Source organism: Mycobacterium sp. TH-M11 (assembly GCF_057473725.1).
Genome location: NZ_JBYCLD010000389.1, coordinates 1 through 18,193, shown reverse-complemented (window position 1 = coordinate 18,193; position 18,193 = coordinate 1). Strand labels below are relative to the sequence as shown.

At 66.6% G+C, this 18,193-nt stretch carries 19 protein-coding genes and 1 tRNA gene; 12 read left to right on the top strand and 8 right to left on the bottom strand.

What is annotated here, in order from left to right; translation table 11 throughout:
- The first annotated feature begins 154 nt into the window (after nucleotides 1-154).
- From AC2VOG_RS15410 to AC2VOG_RS15400, 3 genes are read left to right on the top strand one after another with little or no spacing between them, the layout of a single operon-like run.
- On the top strand, nucleotides 155-811 hold the full coding sequence (locus AC2VOG_RS15410; RefSeq protein ID WP_486940742.1) for an HAD-IA family hydrolase: 657 nt from the start codon (nucleotides 155-157) through the stop codon (nucleotides 809-811).
- On the top strand, nucleotides 804-1,298 hold the full coding sequence (locus AC2VOG_RS15405; protein WP_486940741.1) for a low molecular weight protein-tyrosine-phosphatase: 495 nt from the start codon (nucleotides 804-806) through the stop codon (nucleotides 1,296-1,298). Before AC2VOG_RS15410 ends, AC2VOG_RS15405 begins: the two co-directional genes overlap by 8 nt.
- Entirely contained in the window at nucleotides 1,298-2,122 is an 825-nt protein-coding gene (locus AC2VOG_RS15400; protein ID WP_486940740.1) for an SURF1 family cytochrome oxidase biogenesis protein, read from the top strand. Before AC2VOG_RS15405 ends, AC2VOG_RS15400 begins: the two co-directional genes overlap by 1 nt.
- Here the strand turns inward: AC2VOG_RS15400 and AC2VOG_RS15395 are convergent.
- A complete protein-coding gene (locus AC2VOG_RS15395) occupies nucleotides 2,094-3,044 on the bottom strand; it encodes a cobalamin biosynthesis protein (protein WP_486940743.1) in 951 nt (316 codons plus the stop codon). The two genes, AC2VOG_RS15400 and AC2VOG_RS15395, sit on opposite strands and share 29 nt — an antisense overlap.
- A 54-nt stretch (nucleotides 3,045-3,098) precedes the next feature.
- Between AC2VOG_RS15395 and AC2VOG_RS15390 the strand changes: the two genes are divergently transcribed.
- Nucleotides 3,099-3,914 (top strand): oxygenase MpaB family protein, encoded by an 816-nt coding sequence (locus tag AC2VOG_RS15390; protein WP_486940739.1) that lies wholly within the window; start codon nucleotides 3,099-3,101, stop codon nucleotides 3,912-3,914.
- Between the two features lie 3 nt (nucleotides 3,915-3,917).
- On the opposite strand, the gene AC2VOG_RS15385 is transcribed toward AC2VOG_RS15390, so the two are convergent.
- The 5 genes from AC2VOG_RS15385 to AC2VOG_RS15365 form a co-directional block, all read right to left on the bottom strand.
- Nucleotides 3,918-4,067 carry a hypothetical protein gene (locus AC2VOG_RS15385; RefSeq protein WP_486940738.1) on the bottom strand — a complete coding sequence of 50 codons (150 nt, stop codon included), beginning with the start codon at nucleotides 4,065-4,067 and terminating at the stop codon, nucleotides 3,918-3,920.
- Nucleotides 4,068-4,382: 315 nt separating this feature from the next.
- A tRNA-Val gene (locus AC2VOG_RS15380) sits at nucleotides 4,383-4,457 on the bottom strand.
- A gap of 56 nt (nucleotides 4,458-4,513) precedes the next feature.
- The gene (locus tag AC2VOG_RS15375; RefSeq protein WP_486940737.1) at nucleotides 4,514-4,975 is read right to left on the bottom strand and encodes a peroxiredoxin; all 462 of its coding nucleotides are present in this window, start codon (nucleotides 4,973-4,975) and stop codon (nucleotides 4,514-4,516) included.
- A complete protein-coding gene (locus AC2VOG_RS15370) occupies nucleotides 4,975-5,400 on the bottom strand; it encodes a DUF3052 domain-containing protein (RefSeq protein ID WP_486940736.1) in 426 nt (141 codons plus the stop codon). Before AC2VOG_RS15370 ends, AC2VOG_RS15375 begins: the two co-directional genes overlap by 1 nt.
- A 99-nt stretch (nucleotides 5,401-5,499) precedes the next feature.
- Nucleotides 5,500-6,057: a hypothetical protein gene (locus AC2VOG_RS15365; RefSeq protein ID WP_486940735.1), complete on the bottom strand. Its 558-nt coding sequence runs from the start codon at nucleotides 6,055-6,057 to the stop codon at nucleotides 5,500-5,502.
- 203 nt (nucleotides 6,058-6,260) lie between these two features.
- On the opposite strand from AC2VOG_RS15365, the gene aceE reads away from it, so the two are divergent.
- The 7 genes from aceE (at nucleotide 6,261) to AC2VOG_RS15330 (ending at nucleotide 15,937) form a co-directional block, all read left to right on the top strand.
- A complete protein-coding gene (gene aceE, locus AC2VOG_RS15360) occupies nucleotides 6,261-9,053 on the top strand; it encodes a pyruvate dehydrogenase (acetyl-transferring), homodimeric type (RefSeq protein WP_486940734.1) in 2,793 nt (930 codons plus the stop codon).
- A 130-nt stretch (nucleotides 9,054-9,183) separates the two neighbouring features.
- Complete coding sequence (locus AC2VOG_RS15355; protein WP_486940733.1) at nucleotides 9,184-10,482, top strand: PucR family transcriptional regulator; 1,299 nt, start codon at nucleotides 9,184-9,186, stop codon at nucleotides 10,480-10,482.
- 128 nt (nucleotides 10,483-10,610) lie between these two features.
- The gene (locus tag AC2VOG_RS15350; RefSeq protein WP_486940732.1) at nucleotides 10,611-11,519 is read left to right on the top strand and encodes an ACP S-malonyltransferase; all 909 of its coding nucleotides are present in this window, start codon (nucleotides 10,611-10,613) and stop codon (nucleotides 11,517-11,519) included.
- A gap of 109 nt (nucleotides 11,520-11,628) precedes the next feature.
- Entirely contained in the window at nucleotides 11,629-11,937 is a 309-nt protein-coding gene (gene acpM, locus AC2VOG_RS15345) for a meromycolate extension acyl carrier protein AcpM (RefSeq protein ID WP_292991251.1), read from the top strand.
- Nucleotides 11,934-13,184, top strand: a complete 1,251-nt coding sequence (gene kasA, locus AC2VOG_RS15340; protein WP_486940731.1) for a 3-oxoacyl-ACP synthase KasA — start codon at nucleotides 11,934-11,936, stop codon at nucleotides 13,182-13,184. Before acpM ends, kasA begins: the two co-directional genes overlap by 4 nt.
- A gap of 31 nt (nucleotides 13,185-13,215) precedes the next feature.
- Nucleotides 13,216-14,484, top strand: coding sequence for a 3-oxoacyl-ACP synthase KasB (gene kasB, locus AC2VOG_RS15335; protein ID WP_486940730.1), 1,269 nt, complete (start codon nucleotides 13,216-13,218; stop codon nucleotides 14,482-14,484).
- A gap of 31 nt (nucleotides 14,485-14,515) precedes the next feature.
- Nucleotides 14,516-15,937: an acyl-CoA carboxylase subunit beta gene (locus AC2VOG_RS15330; protein WP_486940729.1), complete on the top strand. Its 1,422-nt coding sequence runs from the start codon at nucleotides 14,516-14,518 to the stop codon at nucleotides 15,935-15,937.
- A 3-nt stretch (nucleotides 15,938-15,940) separates the two neighbouring features.
- On the opposite strand, the gene AC2VOG_RS15325 is transcribed toward AC2VOG_RS15330, so the two are convergent.
- Nucleotides 15,941-16,690, bottom strand: coding sequence for an SDR family oxidoreductase (locus AC2VOG_RS15325; RefSeq protein WP_486940728.1), 750 nt, complete (start codon nucleotides 16,688-16,690; stop codon nucleotides 15,941-15,943).
- 107 nt (nucleotides 16,691-16,797) lie between these two features.
- On the opposite strand from AC2VOG_RS15325, the gene AC2VOG_RS15320 reads away from it, so the two are divergent.
- On the top strand, nucleotides 16,798-17,718 hold the full coding sequence (locus AC2VOG_RS15320; protein WP_486940727.1) for a LysR family transcriptional regulator: 921 nt from the start codon (nucleotides 16,798-16,800) through the stop codon (nucleotides 17,716-17,718).
- On the opposite strand, the gene AC2VOG_RS15315 is transcribed toward AC2VOG_RS15320, so the two are convergent.
- A partial coding sequence (locus AC2VOG_RS15315) for a glycerol-3-phosphate dehydrogenase C-terminal domain-containing protein (protein ID WP_486940726.1) occupies nucleotides 17,684-18,193 on the bottom strand: 510 nt, incomplete at its 5' end. The two genes, AC2VOG_RS15320 and AC2VOG_RS15315, sit on opposite strands and share 35 nt — an antisense overlap.

Below are 18,193 nucleotides of genomic sequence, written 5' to 3'. Positions count from 1 at the left end.
CGGCGGCCTGATCGCCGTGGTAGCGCGCGCCAGCAAGCGGAAACGACCCACTCGACTCCAGACTAGCCACATCTGAAACAGTAACGACCTCGCCGCGCGGCCGGGTGTCGGGACACGATCACCGGCCGGCGGCGGCATCGGCGACAATGGGCACGTGAGCGGCACCGTCTCGGCAGACCTGGTGATCTTCGACCTCGACGGCACGTTGACCGACTCCGCGGACGGCATCGTGTCCAGCTTCTGCCACGCCCTGGGCGAAATCGGCGCAGCGGTGCCCGAAGGCGACCTGGCCAGCCGGATCGTCGGACCGCCGATGCACCACACCTTCGCGGCGATGGGTCTGGGCGAGCGCGCCGACGCCGCGATCGCCGCCTACCGCGCCGACTACACCACCCGTGGTTGGGCGATCAACAGCCTCTTCGACGGCATCGGGCCGCTGCTGGCCGACCTGCAGGCCGCCGGGGTCCGCCTCGCGGTGGCCACCTCCAAGGCCGAGCCCACCGCCCAGCGCATCCTGGCCCACTTCGGCCTCGACGGGCACTTCGACGTCGTCGCCGGGGCCAGCGTCGACGGCACCCGCGCCGCCAAGGCCGACGTGCTCGCGCACGCGTTGGCACAATTGCAGCCACTGCCTGAGCGGGTGCTCATGGTCGGTGACCGCCGTCACGACGTCGAAGGCGCTGCCGCGCACGGGATTGACGCCGTCGTCGTCGGCTGGGGCTACGGACGGTCCGATTTCGACGAGCATGCGCCTAGCGGCGCCTTGCATGTCGCGACGGTCGACGAGTTGCGGAAGGCGTTGGGTGTCTGATTCGAAATTGCACATCACGTTCGTGTGCACCGGCAACATCTGTCGATCGCCCATGGCGGAGAAGATGTTTGCCCACCAAATCACCGAGCGCGGCCTCGACCACGCCGTGCGGGTGACAAGTGCGGGAACCGCGGGCTGGCACATCGGCAAATCAGCCGACGAGCGGGCCAACCGGGTGCTGCGCACCCACGGCTATCCCACCGGTCACAGCGCCGCGCAGGTCGGCGTCGACCACATCAACGCCGACCTGGTGATCGCGCTCGCCCGAAACCACGTGCCGCTCCTGCAACAACTGGGCGTCGATGCCGACCGACTCCGGCTGCTGCGATCCTTCGACCCCCGCTCGGGCGCATTCGTTCTCGACGTCGATGACCCCTATTACGGCGACAACCACGACTTTGAAATCACCTTCGCCGCCATCGAAGCGTCGCTGCCCGGGCTGCACACCTGGGTTGATGAGCGGCTTGCGACGGACGGGGCCGGCTGATGCGTCGCCTGGCTTTCCTGCTGCGGCCGGGCTGGATTGCGCTGGCCATCGTGGTGATCGCGTTCACCTATCTGTGCTTCAGCGTGCTCGCGCCGTGGCAGCTGGGGAAGAACACCAAGACGTCCCGAGAGAACCGGCAAATTCAGCATTCCCTGACATCTGACCCGGTTCCCTTGACAACGCTTTTGCCGCAGCAGGATTCGACGGCTGCAGACGAGCAGTGGCGCCGAGTCACGGCGACCGGGCACTATCTGCCGGACAAGCAGGTGGTGGCGCGGCTGCGGGTCGCCGATGGAGATGCGTCGCTCGAAGTGCTGCAGCCGTTTGTTGTCGACGGTGGTCCGACGGTGTTGGTGGACCGCGGTTACGTCCGGCCGCTGCCCGGTTCTCGGGTGCCACCGATTGCACCGCCGCCCCGCGACACGGTGACTTTGACGGCGCACCTGCGCGACTCCGAGAGTCCGGTGCTGGACAAGAAGTCCTTCATCAGTGATGGCGTGCGGCAAGTGTATTCGATCAGCACCAGCCAGATCGCGGCGTTGATCGGTACCCCGCTGACCGGCTCGTACCTGCAATTGGTCGACGGTCAACCCGGCGGGCTGGGCGTGATCGGCCTGCCTCACCTGGATGCGGGCCCGTTCTTGTCCTACGGAATCCAGTGGATCACCTTCGGCGTGGTTGCACCGATTCTGTTGGGCTACTTCGTCTATGCCGAGGTACGCGCCCGCCGAGCCGAAAAGTCCCAGGGTGCACAGCCCGCGGAGAAGCCGGCCCCAACGACCGTCGAAGACAAACTCACCGACCGCTACGGACGGCGACGCTAAGGCTTATCGCCATTGCGGCTGCCTGCACGGCTTGCGAAAGCCGAACGGCACGTTGCACATCGGCCACCGCAGGCGCAGGGCCGGCACCAAGGGACGGGCGGATCTGCAGTTCGTAATGATACTGGGTCGGCCCGCCGAGTCCGACACCCAATGCGCCCGCGAATGCCGCCTCGACGACACCGGCATTCGGGCTGGGGTGACGCCCCGCATCGCGACGCCACGCCTGGACCGCATGCAACGGCGAGCCGCCGACTATCGGCGCGCACACGGCCGCGAGTGTGGCCGTCACGCGCGCCGCGACATAGTTGGCCGCGTCATCCAATCGTGCTGCAGCCCAACCGAATCTGGCGTAGCGCGGCGATCGGTGTCCAATCATCGCGTCCAGGGTGTTTACGGCGCGGTAGCCCAGAACTCCCGGCACGCCGAACCCGGTCGCCCACAGCAGCGGGGCCACCTGCGCATCGGAGGTGTTCTCAGCCACCGATTCCACCGTCGCCCGGGTCAGGTCCGCGGCATCCAGCATCGCCGGGTCACGTCCACACAGCGACGGCAACAGCCGCCGGGCGCTGGCGAGATCGTGGCGACCGAGAAAATCACCCATCGCTGATCCGGTGCGCGCCAGCGATGTTCCGCCGAGCGCGACCCAGGTTGCCGCCGCGGTCGCCACGACCGAGCCGAATGCACCACAGCGCCGGGCCCGCCGCTCCAGCACGGCACCCGCCAGGCTCACCGCACCGACCAGGATGGCGACGTGGACCGCGCCGGCCGCCCGGCTGTCGCGGTAGGTGACCCGCTCGAGCGATCCTGCCGCAGCACCGAATCCCGCCACCGGATGGCACAATCGCGGGTCACCCAGTAGGAGATCGGCCAGATACCCCAACAGCACGCCCAAGACTCGGAGACGTCGTCGCGCGGTGCCAATCACTCCGGCAGCGTCTCATACGTGGTCTACTCGGCTCATGGAGCCCGGCCAACGATGAAGCGAACGGTCACACGAGTCGCCGACCTGCTGAATCCGGCGGCGGCCTTGCTGCCTGCCGCGAACGTGATCATGCAGCTGTCATCGCCGGCAGTGGGCTATGGCGTATTGGAATCTCCGGTCGACAGCGGAAACGTCTACAAGCATCCGTTCAAACGGGCGCGCACCACCGGAACCTATCTCGCGGCCGCGACCATCGGCAGCGATTCTGACCGCGCGCTGATCCGCGCCGCCGTCGACACCGCGCACCGCCGAGTCCGGTCGACGGCGTCGAGTCCGGTGTCCTACAACGCATTCGATCCCGCACTGCAACTGTGGGTGGCAGCGTGTCTGTATCGCTACTTCGTCGACCAGCACGAGTGTCTTTACGGCCCACTCGACGAGGCGGCCGCCGACGCGGTATACCGGGACGCCCGGCGGCTGGGCACCACGCTCCAGGTGCGCGAGTCCATGTGGCCACCGAATCGGGTCGCCTTCGCCGACTATTGGGACCGGTCGCTGGATGGCCTGCGGATCGATCCCCCGGTCCGCGAGCACCTGCGTGGAGTCGCGGCGATGGCGTTTCTGCCATGGCCATTGCGCGCCCTGGTGGGGCCGTTCAACCTGTTCGCGACGACGGGCTTTCTGCCTCCCGAGTTCCGCACCCTGATGCGGTTGGATTGGTCAGAATCCCAGCAGCGTCGTTTCGAATGGCTACTTGCCGCCTTACGGTTGGCCGACCACCTGATTCCACACCAGGCATGGATCGTCGGCTATCGGCTCTACCTGTGGGACATGCGCTTTCGCGCCCGCCGAGGTTGGCGGGTGGTGTAGGGCCTAGATGGTGATAGTGAGGGCGACCATGCCAATCGCGCCGATGATGGCCAACCAGAACCACGGCTGCAGGTAGATCGGCCCGGTCGTGGCGTCGAAGTCCTTGGGCAGGACGTCGCTGTCGGTGCGCTTGGAAGTCAGCTGCGAAGTCATGTACCAAGCTTGCCTAATTAGGGAGACGAAGTAAATGTGGCGCTCGCCACGCTCGGTCCCGGGTTGAGACTCACGTCACATGCCTCTTCGCCGGCTGGCCGTCCGCTTGCCTCGTTGCGCCTGTCCCAGCGTCGAGTGTGCACTGACGGCTTCGAGTGCTAACACAGGGCGGGATTTTCGCGATTTTCCCGCCCACGATGCACACTCGACGCCCAGGATGCACACTCGATGCCCCGGACCCCGGCACGCCCGCAATCGTCGCGACGCCCGACTCGCTGCCGTCGAAGAGCAAGCTCGTTACTCCTACACAAACGATGGTGGGCGCGGACGGTATCGAACCGCCGACCGCTGGTGTGTAAAACCAGAGCTCTACCACTGAGCTACGCGCCCGTGCCGGGCAAAGATACCGTCCCGACCACTCGACGCCCAAAACGCCGGTCAACCGCTCAGGCGTCCAGCGCCGCCAACGCGTCGACCCACAGCTGCTGGTCACGGGCTTCGCCGGGCTGCTTCATCTCGGCAAAACGGACCGTCCCAGACCGGTCGATGACGAACGTGCCCCGGTTTGCGACCCCGGCGTCGTCGTTGAACACGCCGTAGGCCTGGCTGACCGCGCCATGCGGCCAGAAATCCGAGAGCACCGGGAACAGGAACCCGCTTTGGGTGGCCCACACCTTGTGGGTGGCCGCCGGCCCGACCGAGATGGCCAGCACCGCACGGTCGTCGTCCTCGTAATCGGGCAGGTGATCGCGAACCTGATCGAGCTCACCCTGGCAGATGCCGGTGAACGCCAGCGGAAAGAAGACCAGTAGCACGTCCTTGGCGCCGCGAAAGTCGCTGAGGGTGACGAGCTGTCGGTTCTGGTCGGGCAACGTGAAGTCTGGTGCGGTGCTACCTACCGGCAGCATCAGCGACGCCCGGCCGCTCGCGACTTCGGTTGCACCAGACGGCTGGCGCTCCAGTCTCCGAGGTTGACCGACGAGGTCGGCATCAGGCCGGCTGTCGGCGCCGACTCGGCGATCTCGGCGGGTTGCACGTGGCCGGCCTTGCCGGTCTTGGGTGTGAGCACCCAGATCACGCCGTCATCGGCCAGCGAGGTAATCGCGTCCATCAGGGTGTCCACCAGGTCACCGTCATCATCGCGCCACCACAGCAGCACGATGTCCACCACCTCGTCGGTGTCTTCGTCGAGCAACTCGCCACCGCACGCATCCTCGACATCGGCGCGAATGTCGTCGTCGGCGTCCTCGTCCCAACCCCACTCCTGGACAACCTGCCCTGGTTGGATGCCCAGTTTGCCGGCAAAGCTCGGGGCGTCATCCGCGGCCACCACCGTGCGACCTCCTTGTCAGTTTCAAGCCACTTGAGCGTCAAAGACGCCATGCGTTGCAAATTATCGTCCCATAGCGCGAAGCGTTGCACATCAGCCGACTCAAAGGGACGCCCGGCAACTTTTGACAGCTTCGCCCTTGGCGTCGTTGAGTTGATTGACGCGCTGATTGAACTGGTCGGTCCCGACGTGTGAGCGGATCGCGTTCGCAACGGCGCGGGCAGCGTCGTTGTAGGCGTTGAGCGCCTCGCGCAATTGCCGCGACAGCGGACCATTGCTGTCGCTTTCGACGGTGTCGGCGCTGTGCGTCAAGGCATCGACCGCAGGTTGCGCGGCGGCCGAAGTATCGCCTCCCCGGTTGTAGGCGGCGACAAAGTCGTTCACCCGATCGACGGCTTCTTTGCTGCTGACGACGAACGATTCGCATGCTTTGACCACGGCCGCGACCGTGATCGAGCGCTGGCGCTGCGACTCCCTGATACTCGAGGTGGCCGCCGAGGCCGAGACGGATGCGGAGACCGACGCGCGGTAAGCCGGGGCCATCGCGACATCGACCCCCGGTGAGCCGTCGGTGACAGTCGTGCAGCCGACGACAGCAATCAACACGACAGCGATGCAGCCCGCGGCGCGCGCAGCGCTGGGCCAGCCGAACCATCCCATCCGCACAGATCACGACGTTACCGGTTGACCTCGACAGGCAGCGTCAAGCGCCGTGATCGCGGCGTTGCCGGCCAGCTGACCCGGGCGCTACCCGCGCCGAGATCGAGTGCGGCACGATAGGGGCAGCCCCCACCGGGGCCGCAGCAATCCGCGACGGCTCGATCAGCCACAAGCCGGTCGGCCGCCTACCTAGGAGTAGTGCGTTGACCACCGAGTTCGTCCGCCACGATCTGGCGAAAAACACCACCGCCGCAAGCGAACCCGACCGCGTGCGGGTGATCCGCGAAGGCGTCGCGTCCTACCTGCCGGACATCGATCCGGAGGAAACCGCCGAGTGGCTGGAATCCTTTGACGAGCTTTTGGCGCGTCAAGGGCCGGCGCGCGCCCGCTACCTGATGCTGCGGTTGCTCGAGCGGGCCGGCGAACAGCGGGTGGCACTGCCAGCTCTGACATCGACCGACTACGTCAACACCATTCCGACCGAGATGGAGCCGTGGTTCCCCGGTGACGAGGACGTCGAACGACGCTATCGGGCCTGGATCAGATGGAACGCCGCGATCATGGTGCACCGCGCGCAGCGCCCGGGAGTCGGTGTGGGCGGCCATATTTCGACCTACGCATCCTCGGCGGCGCTCTACGAAGTCGGCTTCAACCACTTCTTCCGCGGCCGTTCGCATCCCGGCGGCGGCGATCAGGTGTTCATCCAGGGCCACGCCTCCCCCGGCATCTACGCCCGGGCGTTTCTGGAGGGCCGACTGACCACCGATCAGCTGGACGGCTTCCGTCAGGAGCACAGCCACCCCGGCGGCGGGCTGCCGTCCTACCCGCACCCGCGGTTGATGCCCGACTTCTGGCAGTTTCCGACAGTGTCGATGGGCCTGGGCCCGATGAACGCCATCTATCAGGCCCGGTTCAACCACTACCTGCATGATCGCGGCCTCAAGGACACCTCCGATCAGCACGTGTGGGCGTTTTTGGGCGACGGTGAGATGGACGAGCCGGAGAGCCGCGGGCTGATCCAGGTGGCCGCCAACGAGGGCCTGGACAACCTGACGTTCGTCGTCAACTGCAACCTGCAGCGCCTCGACGGCCCGGTACGCGGCAACGGCAAGATCATCCAGGAGTTGGAGTCGTTCTTCCGCGGCGCCGGCTGGAACGTCATCAAGGTCGTCTGGGGGCGCGAGTGGGACGCGCTGCTGCACGCCGACCGCGACGGCGCACTGGTGAATTTGATGAACACCACCCCCGACGGCGACTACCAGACCTACAAGGCCAACGACGGTGCCTACGTGCGCGATCACTTCTTCGGCCGCGACCCACGCACCAAGGCGCTCGTCGCGTCGATGACCGACGCGGAGATCTGGAACCTCAAGCGCGGCGGGCACGACTACCGCAAGGTCTATGCGGCCTACCGCGCGGCCGTCGACCACAACGGCCAGCCGACGGTGATCCTGGCCAAAACCATCAAGGGCTACTCGCTCGGCGCGCACTTCCAGGGCCGCAACGCCACGCACCAAATGAAAAAGCTTGCGCTACAAGACCTCAAGGACTTCCGCGATGCGATCCGAATCCCGATCAGCGATGCGCAACTCGAACAGGATCCCTACCTGCCGCCGTACTACCACCCCGGCCCCGACGCCCCCGAGATCCGTTATCTGCTTGAGCGGCGGCACGCACTGGGCGGCTTCCTGCCCGAGCGGCGCACCAACTCCAAGACGCTGAACCTGCCGGGTCGCGAGATCTATTCGCCGCTGAAGAAGGGGTCCGGGCACCAGGAAGTGGCCACCACCATGGCGACGGTGCGGACCTTCAAAGAACTCCTTCGCGACAAGGAGATCGGGCCGCGCATCGTCCCGATCATCCCTGACGAGGCGCGCACGTTCGGCATGGACTCCTGGTTCCCGTCGTTGAAGATCTACAACCGCAACGGCCAGCTCTACACCGCCGTCGATGCCGATCTCATGCTGGCTTACAAGGAAAGTGAGATCGGCCAGATCCTGCATGAGGGCATCAACGAGGCCGGCTCGGTCGCCTCCTTCACCGCGGCCGGCACGTCGTATGCGACGCACAACGAGCCGATGATCCCGATCTACATCTTCTATTCGATGTTCGGCTTTCAACGGACCGGCGACGGGCTATGGGCCGCTGCCGACCAGATGACACGCGGCTTCTTACTCGGCGCCACCGCCGGACGCACCACGCTGACCGGCGAGGGACTGCAGCATGCCGACGGTCAATCGCCGCTGCTGGCGGCCACCAACCCGGCGGTGGTCTCCTACGACCCTGCCTTCGCCTTCGAAATCGCTTACATCATCGAAGGCGGGTTGGCCCGGATGTACGGCGAGCAGCCCGAAAACGTCTTCTTCTACCTGACCATCTACAACGAGCCCTACGTGCAGCCGCCGGAGCCGGAGAACTTCGACCCCGAAGGCGTCCTGCGCGGGATCTACCGCTACCAGCGGGCCGCCGAAAGCCGCTCCAACGCCGCCAACATTTTGGCGTCGGGCGTGGCGATGCCCGCGGCGCTGCGGGCCGCCGAGATGCTGGCCGCCGAGTGGGATGTCGCCGCCGACGTGTGGTCGGTGACCAGTTGGAGTGAGCTCAACCGCGACGGCGTCGCCATCCAGAAGGAACGGCTGCGGCACCCGGACCGGCCCGCGGACGAGCCGTACGTGACGCGGGCGCTGTCCAAGGCGACCGGCCCGTTCATCGCCGTCTCGGACTGGATGCGGGCGGTGCCCGAGCTGATTCGACCTTGGGTGCCGGGCAGCTACGTCACGCTGGGCACCGACGGGTTCGGCTTCTCCGACACCCGGCCGGCGGCGCGGCGTTACTTCAACACCGATGCCGAGTCGCAGGTCGTCGCCGTGCTGGAGGCGCTGGCCCGCGACGGCGAGATCGACCCGTCGGTGGCGGTCGCGGCCGCGCGGCAGTACCGCATCGACGATGTGCAGGCCGCGCCGGCGCAGACCTCCGACCCAGGACCGGGCGCCTGATACGCCCTTCGTCGAGAACGCGGCCAGCCGCAGTCTGGGCGTCGAGAACGCGGCCAGCCGCAGCCTGGGCGGAACGCCTGAGTGCGCGTCTTTGGCGGAAACATCCAGAAAATCGGCGTAGCTTTTAGGAATGCCCGACAAGCAGTTCCCGACGCCCCGGACGACGCTGGATCTGCTGGACTCCGTTCCGGAGTCGCTGCTGCGCCGGCTGAAGCAGTACTCCGGCCGCTTCTCCACCGAAGCCGTGAGCGCCATGCAGGAACGGCTGCCATTCTTCGCGGAGCTGGAAGCCTCCCAGCGGGCCAGCTTGGCGCTGGTGGTGCAGACCGCCGTCGCGAACTTCGTGGAGTGGATGACCGACCCGAGCAGCAACATCGACTACACCGCCCGGGCGTTCGAACTGATGCCCCAGGACCTGACCCGACGGATGCCATTGCGTCACTCTGTCGAGATGATCCGGGTCACCCTGGAATTCTTCGAAGAGGTCGCCCCGCTGCTGGCCCGCTCCGACGAGCAACTGACCGCGCTGACCGTCGGGATCCTCAAGTACAGCCGCGACCTGGCGTTCAGTGCCGCGACCGCTTACGCCGACGCGGCCGAGGCGCGGGGCACCTGGGACAGCCGCATGGAGGCCACCGTCGTAGACGCGGTGGTTCGCGGCGACACGGGCCCGGAACTGTTATCCCGCGCCGCGGCGCTGAACTGGGACACCAATGCTCCGGCGACCGTGATGGTCGGTACGCCGGCGCCGGGCCGGGAAAGCCATGCCAGCCAAGATGTTCGGGATATCGCCGCACGGCACGGCCGCGCCGCGCTCACTGACGTGCACGGCACCTACCTGGTCGCGATTGTCTCCGGCCAGTTGGCACCGACCGAGAAAGTCTTTGGCGCCCTGTTGGACGCCTTCTCCGAGGGCCCGGTGGTGATCGGGCCGACTGCGCCGATGCTGACGGCGGCCTACCACAGCGCCAGCGAGGCCATCGCCGGCATGAACGCCGTGACCGGTTGGCGGGGCGCACCGCGACCCGTGCTGGCGCGTGAACTGCTCCCCGAGCGGGCACTGATGGGCGACGCGGCAGCCGTCGCGGCGTTGCACACCGATGTGATGCGACCGCTCGCCGACGCTGGTCCGACGCTGACCGAGACCCTGGACGCCTACCTGGACTGCGGCGGCGCGATCGAGGCCTGCGCCCGCAAGTTGTTCGTTCATCCAAACACCGTGCGCTATCGACTGCGGCGCATCGCGGACTTCACCGGTCGCGACCCGACCCTGCCGCGCGACGCTTACGTCCTGCGGGTGGCCGCGACGGTGGGCCAGCTGGTGTACCAGGCGGAGCAGTCCAGCGCTGCAAGCGGCGTCGTGACGCCGGTCACGCGACCGATCGACAGCGACCTATTCGCGGCGCGAAGCACCGTCGACGTCGGCTGACAGATTGCGGCACGATATCGAACACGTCGCATCGCGGGCTGTTTTGTGGAGTTTCCACAAAAACATAAGACAAGGTTCATATTCCTTTACACGTCGCAATGACGGCTTCACAGTGTTTCCTTAATAACGTGATTGCGTTGCTGGCGCCCGGACAAGGGTCGCAGACCGAGGGGATGCTCTCGCCGTGGCTGGAGTTGCCCGGCGCCGCGGCCCGGTTGACGTCGTGGTCGACCGCCAGCGGACTCGATCTCGCACGGCTGGGCACCACCGCCGCCACCGAGGAGATCACCGACACCGCGATCGCTCAGCCGCTGATTGTCGCGGCCACCCTGCTCGCGTACCAGGAACTGACGAGCCGCGGTCTGCTCGCAGGCAAGGATGTGGTCGTCGCGGGCCACTCGGTGGGTGAAATTGCCGCCTACGCAATCGCCGGCGTGCTGTCCGCCGACGACGCTGTCGCGCTGGCCGCCACCCGCGGCGCCGAGATGGCCAAAGCCTGCGCCAACGAGCCGACCGGAATGTCAGCCGTTCTCGGTGGCGAGGAGGCCGAAGTGCTCGCGCGGCTCGAACAGCTCGACCTGGTCGCGGCCAACCGCAACGCCGCCGGCCAGATCGTGGCCGCCGGCCGCCTCAGCGCGCTGGACAAGCTCGCCGAAGACCCGCCGGCGAAGGCCCGGGTCCGCGCCTTGGGCGTCGCGGGCGCCTTCCACACCGAGTTCATGGCCTCGGCTCTCGACGGCTACGCCGCGGCGGCGCAGAACCTCGCAACCTGCGAACCCACCGCCACGTTGTTGTCCAACCGCGATGGTCAGCCGGTGACCTCGGCCGCCGACGCAATGGACAAGCTCGTCGCGCAACTGACCCGGCCGGTGCGCTGGGATCTGTGCTCGGCAACGCTGCGTCAGCGCGGCGTCACCGTAATTGTCGAGTTCCCACCGGCGGGAGCGCTGTCCGGCATCGCCAAACGCGAACTCCGTGGGACACCGACACACGCCGTCAAGGCCCCCACAGACCTGGATGGTTTGGCCCAGCTATAACCCGGGAAAAAGTTGGCCAGCCGGCCAAGTCACCAAACCCGTCCGCCATCACAACCGCACAAAGTACGTAAATCAGCACTACACAACACATTACGAAGGGAAACACAACGTGTCCGTCAGCCAGGAAGAAATCATCGCCGGTATCGCCGAGATCATCGAAGAGGTCACCGGTATCGAGCCCTCGGAGATCACCCCGGAGAAGTCGTTCGTCGACGACCTGGACATCGACTCGCTGTCGATGGTGGAGATCGCCGTGCAGACCGAGGACAAGTACGGCGTGAAGATCCCCGACGAGGACCTCGCCGGTCTGCGCACCGTCGGTGACGTCGTGAACTACATCCAGAAGCTCGAAGAAGAAAACCCCGAAGCCGCTCAGGCCCTGCGCGCCAAGTTCGAGACCGAGGCCGAGAGCAAGTGACCAAACCTTCCACTGCTAACGGCGGTTACCCCAATGTTGTGGTAACCGCCGTCGAGGCGACGACTTCTATCGCGCCAGACATCGACGGCACGTGGAAGGGTCTGCTTGCCGGGGAATCCGGCATCCGCGTGCTCGAGGACGAGTTCGTGACGAAATGGGACCTGCCGGTCAGAATCGGCGGGCATCTCAAAGAGGCCGTCGACGACCACATGGGCCGACTGGATCTGCGGCGCATGTCCTACGTCCAACGGCTGGCCAAGTACCTCAGCGGCCGACTGTGGGAGTCCGCCGGCAGCCCTGAGGTCGACCCCGACCGTTTCGCGGTCGTGGTCGGCACCGGACTGGGCGGCGCCGAGAAGATCGTCGAGACCTATGACCTGATGAACGAGGGCGGGCCCCGCAAGGTGTCCCCGCTCGCCGTGCAGATGATCATGCCCAACGGCGCCGCGGCCGTCGTCGGTCTGCAACTCGGCGCCCGCGCCGGGGTGATGACCCCGGTGTCTGCCTGTTCGTCGGGCTCGGAGGCCATTGCTCACGCGTGGCGACAGATCGTCATGGGCGACGCAGACTTTGCGGTCTGCGGTGGCGTCGAAGGCAACATCGAGGCGCTGCCGATCGCAGCGTTTTCGATGATGCGCGCGATGTCGACTCGCAACGACAACCCCGAGGGAGCGTCCCGTCCGTTCGACAAGGACCGCAACGGCTTCGTGTTCGGCGAGGCGGGCGCGATGATGATCATCGAGACCGAAGAGCACGCCAAGGCCCGTGGCGCCAAGCCGCTGGCCCGGCTGATGGGTGCCGGCATCACGTCGGATGCGTTCCACATGGTGGCCCCGGCCGCCGACGGTGTGCGCGCCGGCAAGGCAATGGCCCGTTCACTGGAAATGGCGGGCTTGTCCCCCAAGGACGTCGACCACATCAACGCGCATGCGACCGCCACCCCGATCGGTGACACCGCCGAGGCCAACGCCATCCGGGTCGCCGGATGTCAAGACGCCGCGGTCTACGCGCCCAAGGGGGCGCTGGGTCACTCGATCGGCGCCGTCGGAGCGCTGGAATCGATCCTGACCGTGCTCGCGCTGCGGGACGGCGTCATTCCGCCGACACTCAACTACATAACCCCCGACCCCGAGATCGACCTCGACGTCGTCGCGGGCGAGCCGCGATACGGCGAATACCACTACGCCATCAACAACTCGTTTGGTTTCGGCGGACACAACGTCGCGCTGGCCTTCGGGCGGTACTGATAAACACAAGAAAGGCATGTTCGTAGGGCCCATGACCACATCGTCAAAGTTGGCTACGGGGAACGGTTTCCCCGACATCGTTGTTACCGGCGTCGCGATGACGACCGCACTGGCGACCGATGCCGAGACCACGTGGAAGATGCTGCTGGACGGACAGAGCGGAATCCGGACTCTCGATGACCCGTTCGTCGAGCAGTTCAATCTGCCGGTTCGCATCGGTGGGCATCTCCTCGAGGAGTTCGACAACCAGTTGAACCGCGTCGAGGCGCGCCGAATGGGTTACTTGCAGAAAATGGCCACGGTGCTGAACCGGCGCGTGTGGGAGAACGCCGGTTCGCCCGAGGTGGACACCAACCGGTTGGCGGTGTCGGTCGGCACCGGCATCGGTTCCAGCGAAGAGCTGATTTTCGCCTACGACGCCATGCGCGAAAGAGGCTTGAAATCGGTCTCCCCGTTGGTCGTGCAGATGTACATGCCCAACGGCGCGGCCGCCTCGATCGGGCTCGAACGGCACGCCAAGGCCGGTGTGATGACCGCGGTCTCGGCCTGCGCGTCCGGATCGGAGGCCATTGCCCGCGCCTGGCAGCAACTCGTGCTCGGCGAAGCCGACATCGCGATCTGCGGTGGCGTCGAGACCAAGATCGAGGCGGTGCCTATCGCAGGCTTTGCCCAGATGCGTATCGTGCTGTCCACCAGTAACGACGACCCTGCCGGCGCCTGCCGTCCGTTCGACAGGGACCGTAATGGCTTCGTCTTCGGCGAAGCGGGCGCGCTGATGGTCATCGAGACCGAAGAGCACGCCAAGGCCCGTGGCGCAAACATCTTGGCGCGGCTGATGGGTGCCAGCGTCACCTCGGATGGCTTCCATATGGTGGCCCCGGACCCCAACGGCGAGCGGGCCGGTCATGCGATAACCCGGTCGATCGAGCTGGCCGGGCTATCGCCGTCCGACATCGACCACATCAATGCCCACGCCACCGGAACCTCGGTCGGCGACGTGGCCGAGAGCATGGCCATCACCCGCGCCCTGGGTCCGCACGGCGGCAACGCCGCGGTGTACGCACCCAAGAGCGCACTCGGCCACTCCGTCGGTGCCGTCGGCGCGGTGGAGTCGATCCTGACTGTGCAGGCCCTGCGCGACCAGGTGGTCCCGGCGACGCTGAACCTGAAGAATCTCGACCCCGAGATCGACCTCGACGTGGTGGCGGGCACGCCGCGGCCGGGCAACTACCAGTACGCCGTCAACAATTCCTTCGGCTTCGGCGGGCACAACGTGGCACTCACCTTCGGCCGGTACTGACCGATCAGCACTTAAGACGAGGAGACCTGCGATGACGACCCTGGCCCCTGAGGCAATCGACGAGTCGCTCGACCCGCGCGACCCGCTGCTGCGACTGAGCAGGTTTTTCGACGACGGCAGCATCGAGTTGCTGCACGAACGTGACCGCTCCGGGGTGCTCGCCGCGGGCGGGACCGTCAACGGGTTGCGCACCATCGCATTTGCCACCGACGGCACCGTGATGGGTGGCGCCATGGGGCTTGAGGGCTGCACGCACATCGTCAATGCCTACGACACCGCCATCGCAGAGCAGAGCCCGATCGTGGGCATCTGGCACTCCGGTGGCGCGCGGCTCGCCGAGGGCGTCAAGGCGCTGCACGCGGTGGGTTTGGTGTTCGAGGCGATGATCCGGGCGTCCGGATACGTGCCCCAGATTTCTGTCGTGGTGGGTTTCGCCGCCGGCGGCGCGGCCTACGGACCGGCACTGACCGACGTCGTCATCATGGCGCCGGAAGGCCGGGTGTTCGTCACCGGACCGGACGTCGTGCGCAGCGTCACCGGTGAAGACGTCGACATGGCCTCGCTCGGCGGCCCGGACACCCACCACAAAAAGTCCGGTGTCTGCCACATCGTCGCCGACGACGAGGACGACGCCTACGCGCGTGGTCGCCGGCTGGTCGGATTGTTCTGCCAGCAGGGTCATTTCGACCGCAGCAAAGCCGAAGCGCACGAAACTGACCTGCACGCGCTGCTGCCGGAGTCGCCGCGGCGTGCCTACGACGTGCATCCGCTGGTCACCGCGCTGCTCGATGACGACACGCCGTTTGACGAGTTCCAAGCCAAGTGGGCACCGTCGATGGTGGTCGGCCTGGGTCGGCTCTCGGGACGCTCGGTGGGCGTGCTGGCCAACAATCCGCTGCGCCTGGGCGGCTGCCTGAACTCCGAAAGCGCCGAGAAGGCAGCGCGTTTCGTACGGCTGTGCGACGCGTTCGGTATCCCGCTGATCGTGATCGTCGACGTACCGGGATACCTGCCGGGTGTGGACCAGGAATGGGGCGGCGTGGTGCGCCGCGGGGCCAAGCTGCTGCATGCGTTCGGTGAGGCCACCGTCCCGCGCGTCACGCTGGTCACCCGAAAGATCTACGGCGGGGCCTACATTGCGATGAACTCGCGTTCGCTGGGCGCCACCAAGGTGTTCGCCTGGCCGGACGCCGAGGTCGCCGTGATGGGCGCCAAGGCTGCCGTCGGCATTCTGCACAAGAAGAAGCTGGCCGCCGCCGCCGAGCACGAGCGCGACGCGCTACACGAGGAGCTTGCCGCCGAGCACGAGCGGATCGCCGGCGGCGTCGACAACGCCATCGAGATCGGCGTCGTCGACGAGAAGATCGACCCCGCCCACACCCGCGGCAAGATCACCGAGGCGCTGGCCGAAGCACCGGCCCGGCGCGGACGGCACAAGAACATCCCGCTGTAAATCTCAGCGCGTGGTATAGCCGCCGTTGGCGAAGATGGTCTGCCCGGTCACCCAGTGACCCTCGCCGGCCAGGAACACCACCAGCGGCGCGATGTCCTCGATGAGCGTGAGCCGGTTGCCCATCCCCTGGGACTTGTGGAACTCAACCCGCTCCGGGGTCTCCTGACCGTAGAAAAACGGCGTATCCATCGGCCCGGGTGCCACATTGTTCACCGAAATACCTCGCACGCCAAACTCTTTGGCGGCAGCGCGAGTGAAGTGCTCGACCGGACTCTTGGCCCCGGCGTAAGTGGAGTAGCCGTCGGTGAAGGCGGCCAGCAGCGCGGTGACGATCGTGACCACCGATCCCCCGTCGTTGAGACGCTTGCCGGCCTGTTGCAGGAAGAAGTACGCGGCCTTGGAGTTGATGTCGAACATCGAGTCGTACTCGGCCTCGGTGGTCTCGACGATGGGCTTGCGCAACACCTTGCCGACCGTATTGATTGCGATGTCGACACCGCCGAAGGCATCGACCGCGGCGTCGAACAGTTTGGTGACGTTGTCCGGTTTGGTCAGGTCGCCCTGAACCTTGATCGCCCTGACGCCGGCGGCTTGGACGGCGGCGACCGTCTTGTCGGCATCGGCCTCAGTGGACGCGCTGTTGTAGTGCACCGCGACGTTGACGCCTTTGTCGGCCAGCGTCGTACTGATCAGCCCGCCCAGGTTCTTCGCTCCGGCGGCCACCACGGCCGATTTACCAGTCAGGTTGCTCATGGCACTCCCATCTCTCGTGTCGCCACGAATCTAGGCGATGGCAGGACAAATGAACAACAGCCATTATCGATGTTTCGACAAGCATTACTTGTGGATAGAGTCGATGGATGTCTGAGCCACTGGTCGACGACGGGCTCTCCGACCTGCGTCGCCTGCGACACTTCATCGCGGTCGTCGATGCCGCCGGCTTCACCCGCGCGGCCGCGCAGTTGCATCTGTCCCAGCAGGCGCTGAGCAGTTCGGTCCAACAGCTCGAGAAGCAGGTCGGCGCAACGTTGTTGGTGCGCACTGGCCGCAGGATCGCACCGACCCGGGCCGGGCAGACGCTGCTCGAGGAGGGGCGCACCTTGCTCGCGGCCGCGCGCACGATCGCGGCACACACCCGGGAGGCCGCCAGTGAGCAGCCCGATCAGTTCGTGGTCGGGCACTCCCCGGCGATCGAAAACAACGACGTCTACGCGCTGCTGGCGCCGGCGATCGAGGCGTTGCCCGACACATCATTCACGGCGCTGCAACTGTTTCCAGATCAGCTTGTGGCCGCGGTGCGCGACGGATCGGTCGACCTCGGGCTGCGCCGCGGGGTGGTCCCGCAGGAGTCGCTGGCCACCGCGATCGCTCGCTACGACGCGCTGCGGGTCGCGGTCCCCAGCGCTCACCGGCTGGCCGGGCGGACGAGCCTGTCCATTGCCGACCTGGCCGACGAAACCATTGTGCTGTGGGCGCCACCCGGGGCGTCGTATTACAGCGACTTCCTGGTCAACGTCTGCCGACGCGCGGGTTTCGAGCCGCGGTACCGCGTCAGCCGGGTCCAGGGTTGCCCGCCCGAGGTCGCGCCGCTGACCGACCACGGGGTCTCGTTCGTCACCTCCGCGCCCGGGCCGGCGGCCGGCCACGCGGTGCAGGTGCTCGAACTCCAGGAGCGCGTGCTGGTTCCGGTGCAGGCGTTGTGGCAGCCACATACCGCGTCCGCGGTGCGTGATGTGATTCTGACCCCTACTTCGCCAGCAGCTCTTCCGCTGCCGCGATGACGCGCTCCCGATCGGCCGCCACCAGGCCGATGCGCGTCCGCCGGTCGACGATGTCGTCGACCGTCAACGCACCCTCGTGGGTCGCGGCGTACTCGAACTCCGCACGCGTCACGTCGATCCCGTCGGCCACCTGATCCGCGGGCCGATCGCAGGTAGCCGTCGCGATCACGTTGGCCGCCTCGGCGCCGTAGCGCAAAACCAGCGACTCCGGCAGCCCGGCCATCGCTGCGGTTGTGGACCCCGGGTTGCCCGGCGCGCCGACCAGCGGCAGGTTTCTGGTCTGGCACGCACCGGCGTCGAGCTTTCGCAACACGATGGCGCGGTCGAGCACGTCCTCGGCCATGTGCCGGTATTCGGTGAGTTTGCCGCCGATCACGCTGATCACGCCCGAGGGCGACTCGACGACGGCATGGTCACGGGAGACGTCGGCGGTGTGGCCGGCGCCGGTGTCGATCAGCGGGCGTAGTCCGGCATA

Bases quoted from the DNA above. Each gene is read 5' to 3' on its own strand.
- AC2VOG_RS15400 (WP_486940740.1), top strand. From the start codon at position 1,298: ATGCGTCGCCTGGCTTTCCTGCTGCGGCCGGGCTGGATTGCGCTGGCC.
- AC2VOG_RS15390 (WP_486940739.1), top strand. From the start codon at position 3,099: ATGAAGCGAACGGTCACACGAGTCGCCGACCTGCTGAATCCGGCGGCG.
- AC2VOG_RS15385 (WP_486940738.1), bottom strand. From the start codon at position 4,067: ATGACTTCGCAGCTGACTTCCAAGCGCACCGACAGCGACGTCCTGCCC.
- AC2VOG_RS15375 (WP_486940737.1), bottom strand. From the start codon at position 4,975: ATGCTGCCGGTAGGTAGCACCGCACCAGACTTCACGTTGCCCGACCAG.
- AC2VOG_RS15365 (WP_486940735.1), bottom strand. From the start codon at position 6,057: ATGGGATGGTTCGGCTGGCCCAGCGCTGCGCGCGCCGCGGGCTGCATC.
- AC2VOG_RS15355 (WP_486940733.1), top strand. From the start codon at position 9,184: ATGCCCGACAAGCAGTTCCCGACGCCCCGGACGACGCTGGATCTGCTG.
- kasB (WP_486940730.1), top strand. From the start codon at position 13,216: ATGACCACATCGTCAAAGTTGGCTACGGGGAACGGTTTCCCCGACATC.
- AC2VOG_RS15330 (WP_486940729.1), top strand. From the start codon at position 14,516: ATGACGACCCTGGCCCCTGAGGCAATCGACGAGTCGCTCGACCCGCGC.
- AC2VOG_RS15325 (WP_486940728.1), bottom strand. From the start codon at position 16,690: ATGAGCAACCTGACTGGTAAATCGGCCGTGGTGGCCGCCGGAGCGAAG.
- AC2VOG_RS15320 (WP_486940727.1), top strand. From the start codon at position 16,798: ATGTCTGAGCCACTGGTCGACGACGGGCTCTCCGACCTGCGTCGCCTG.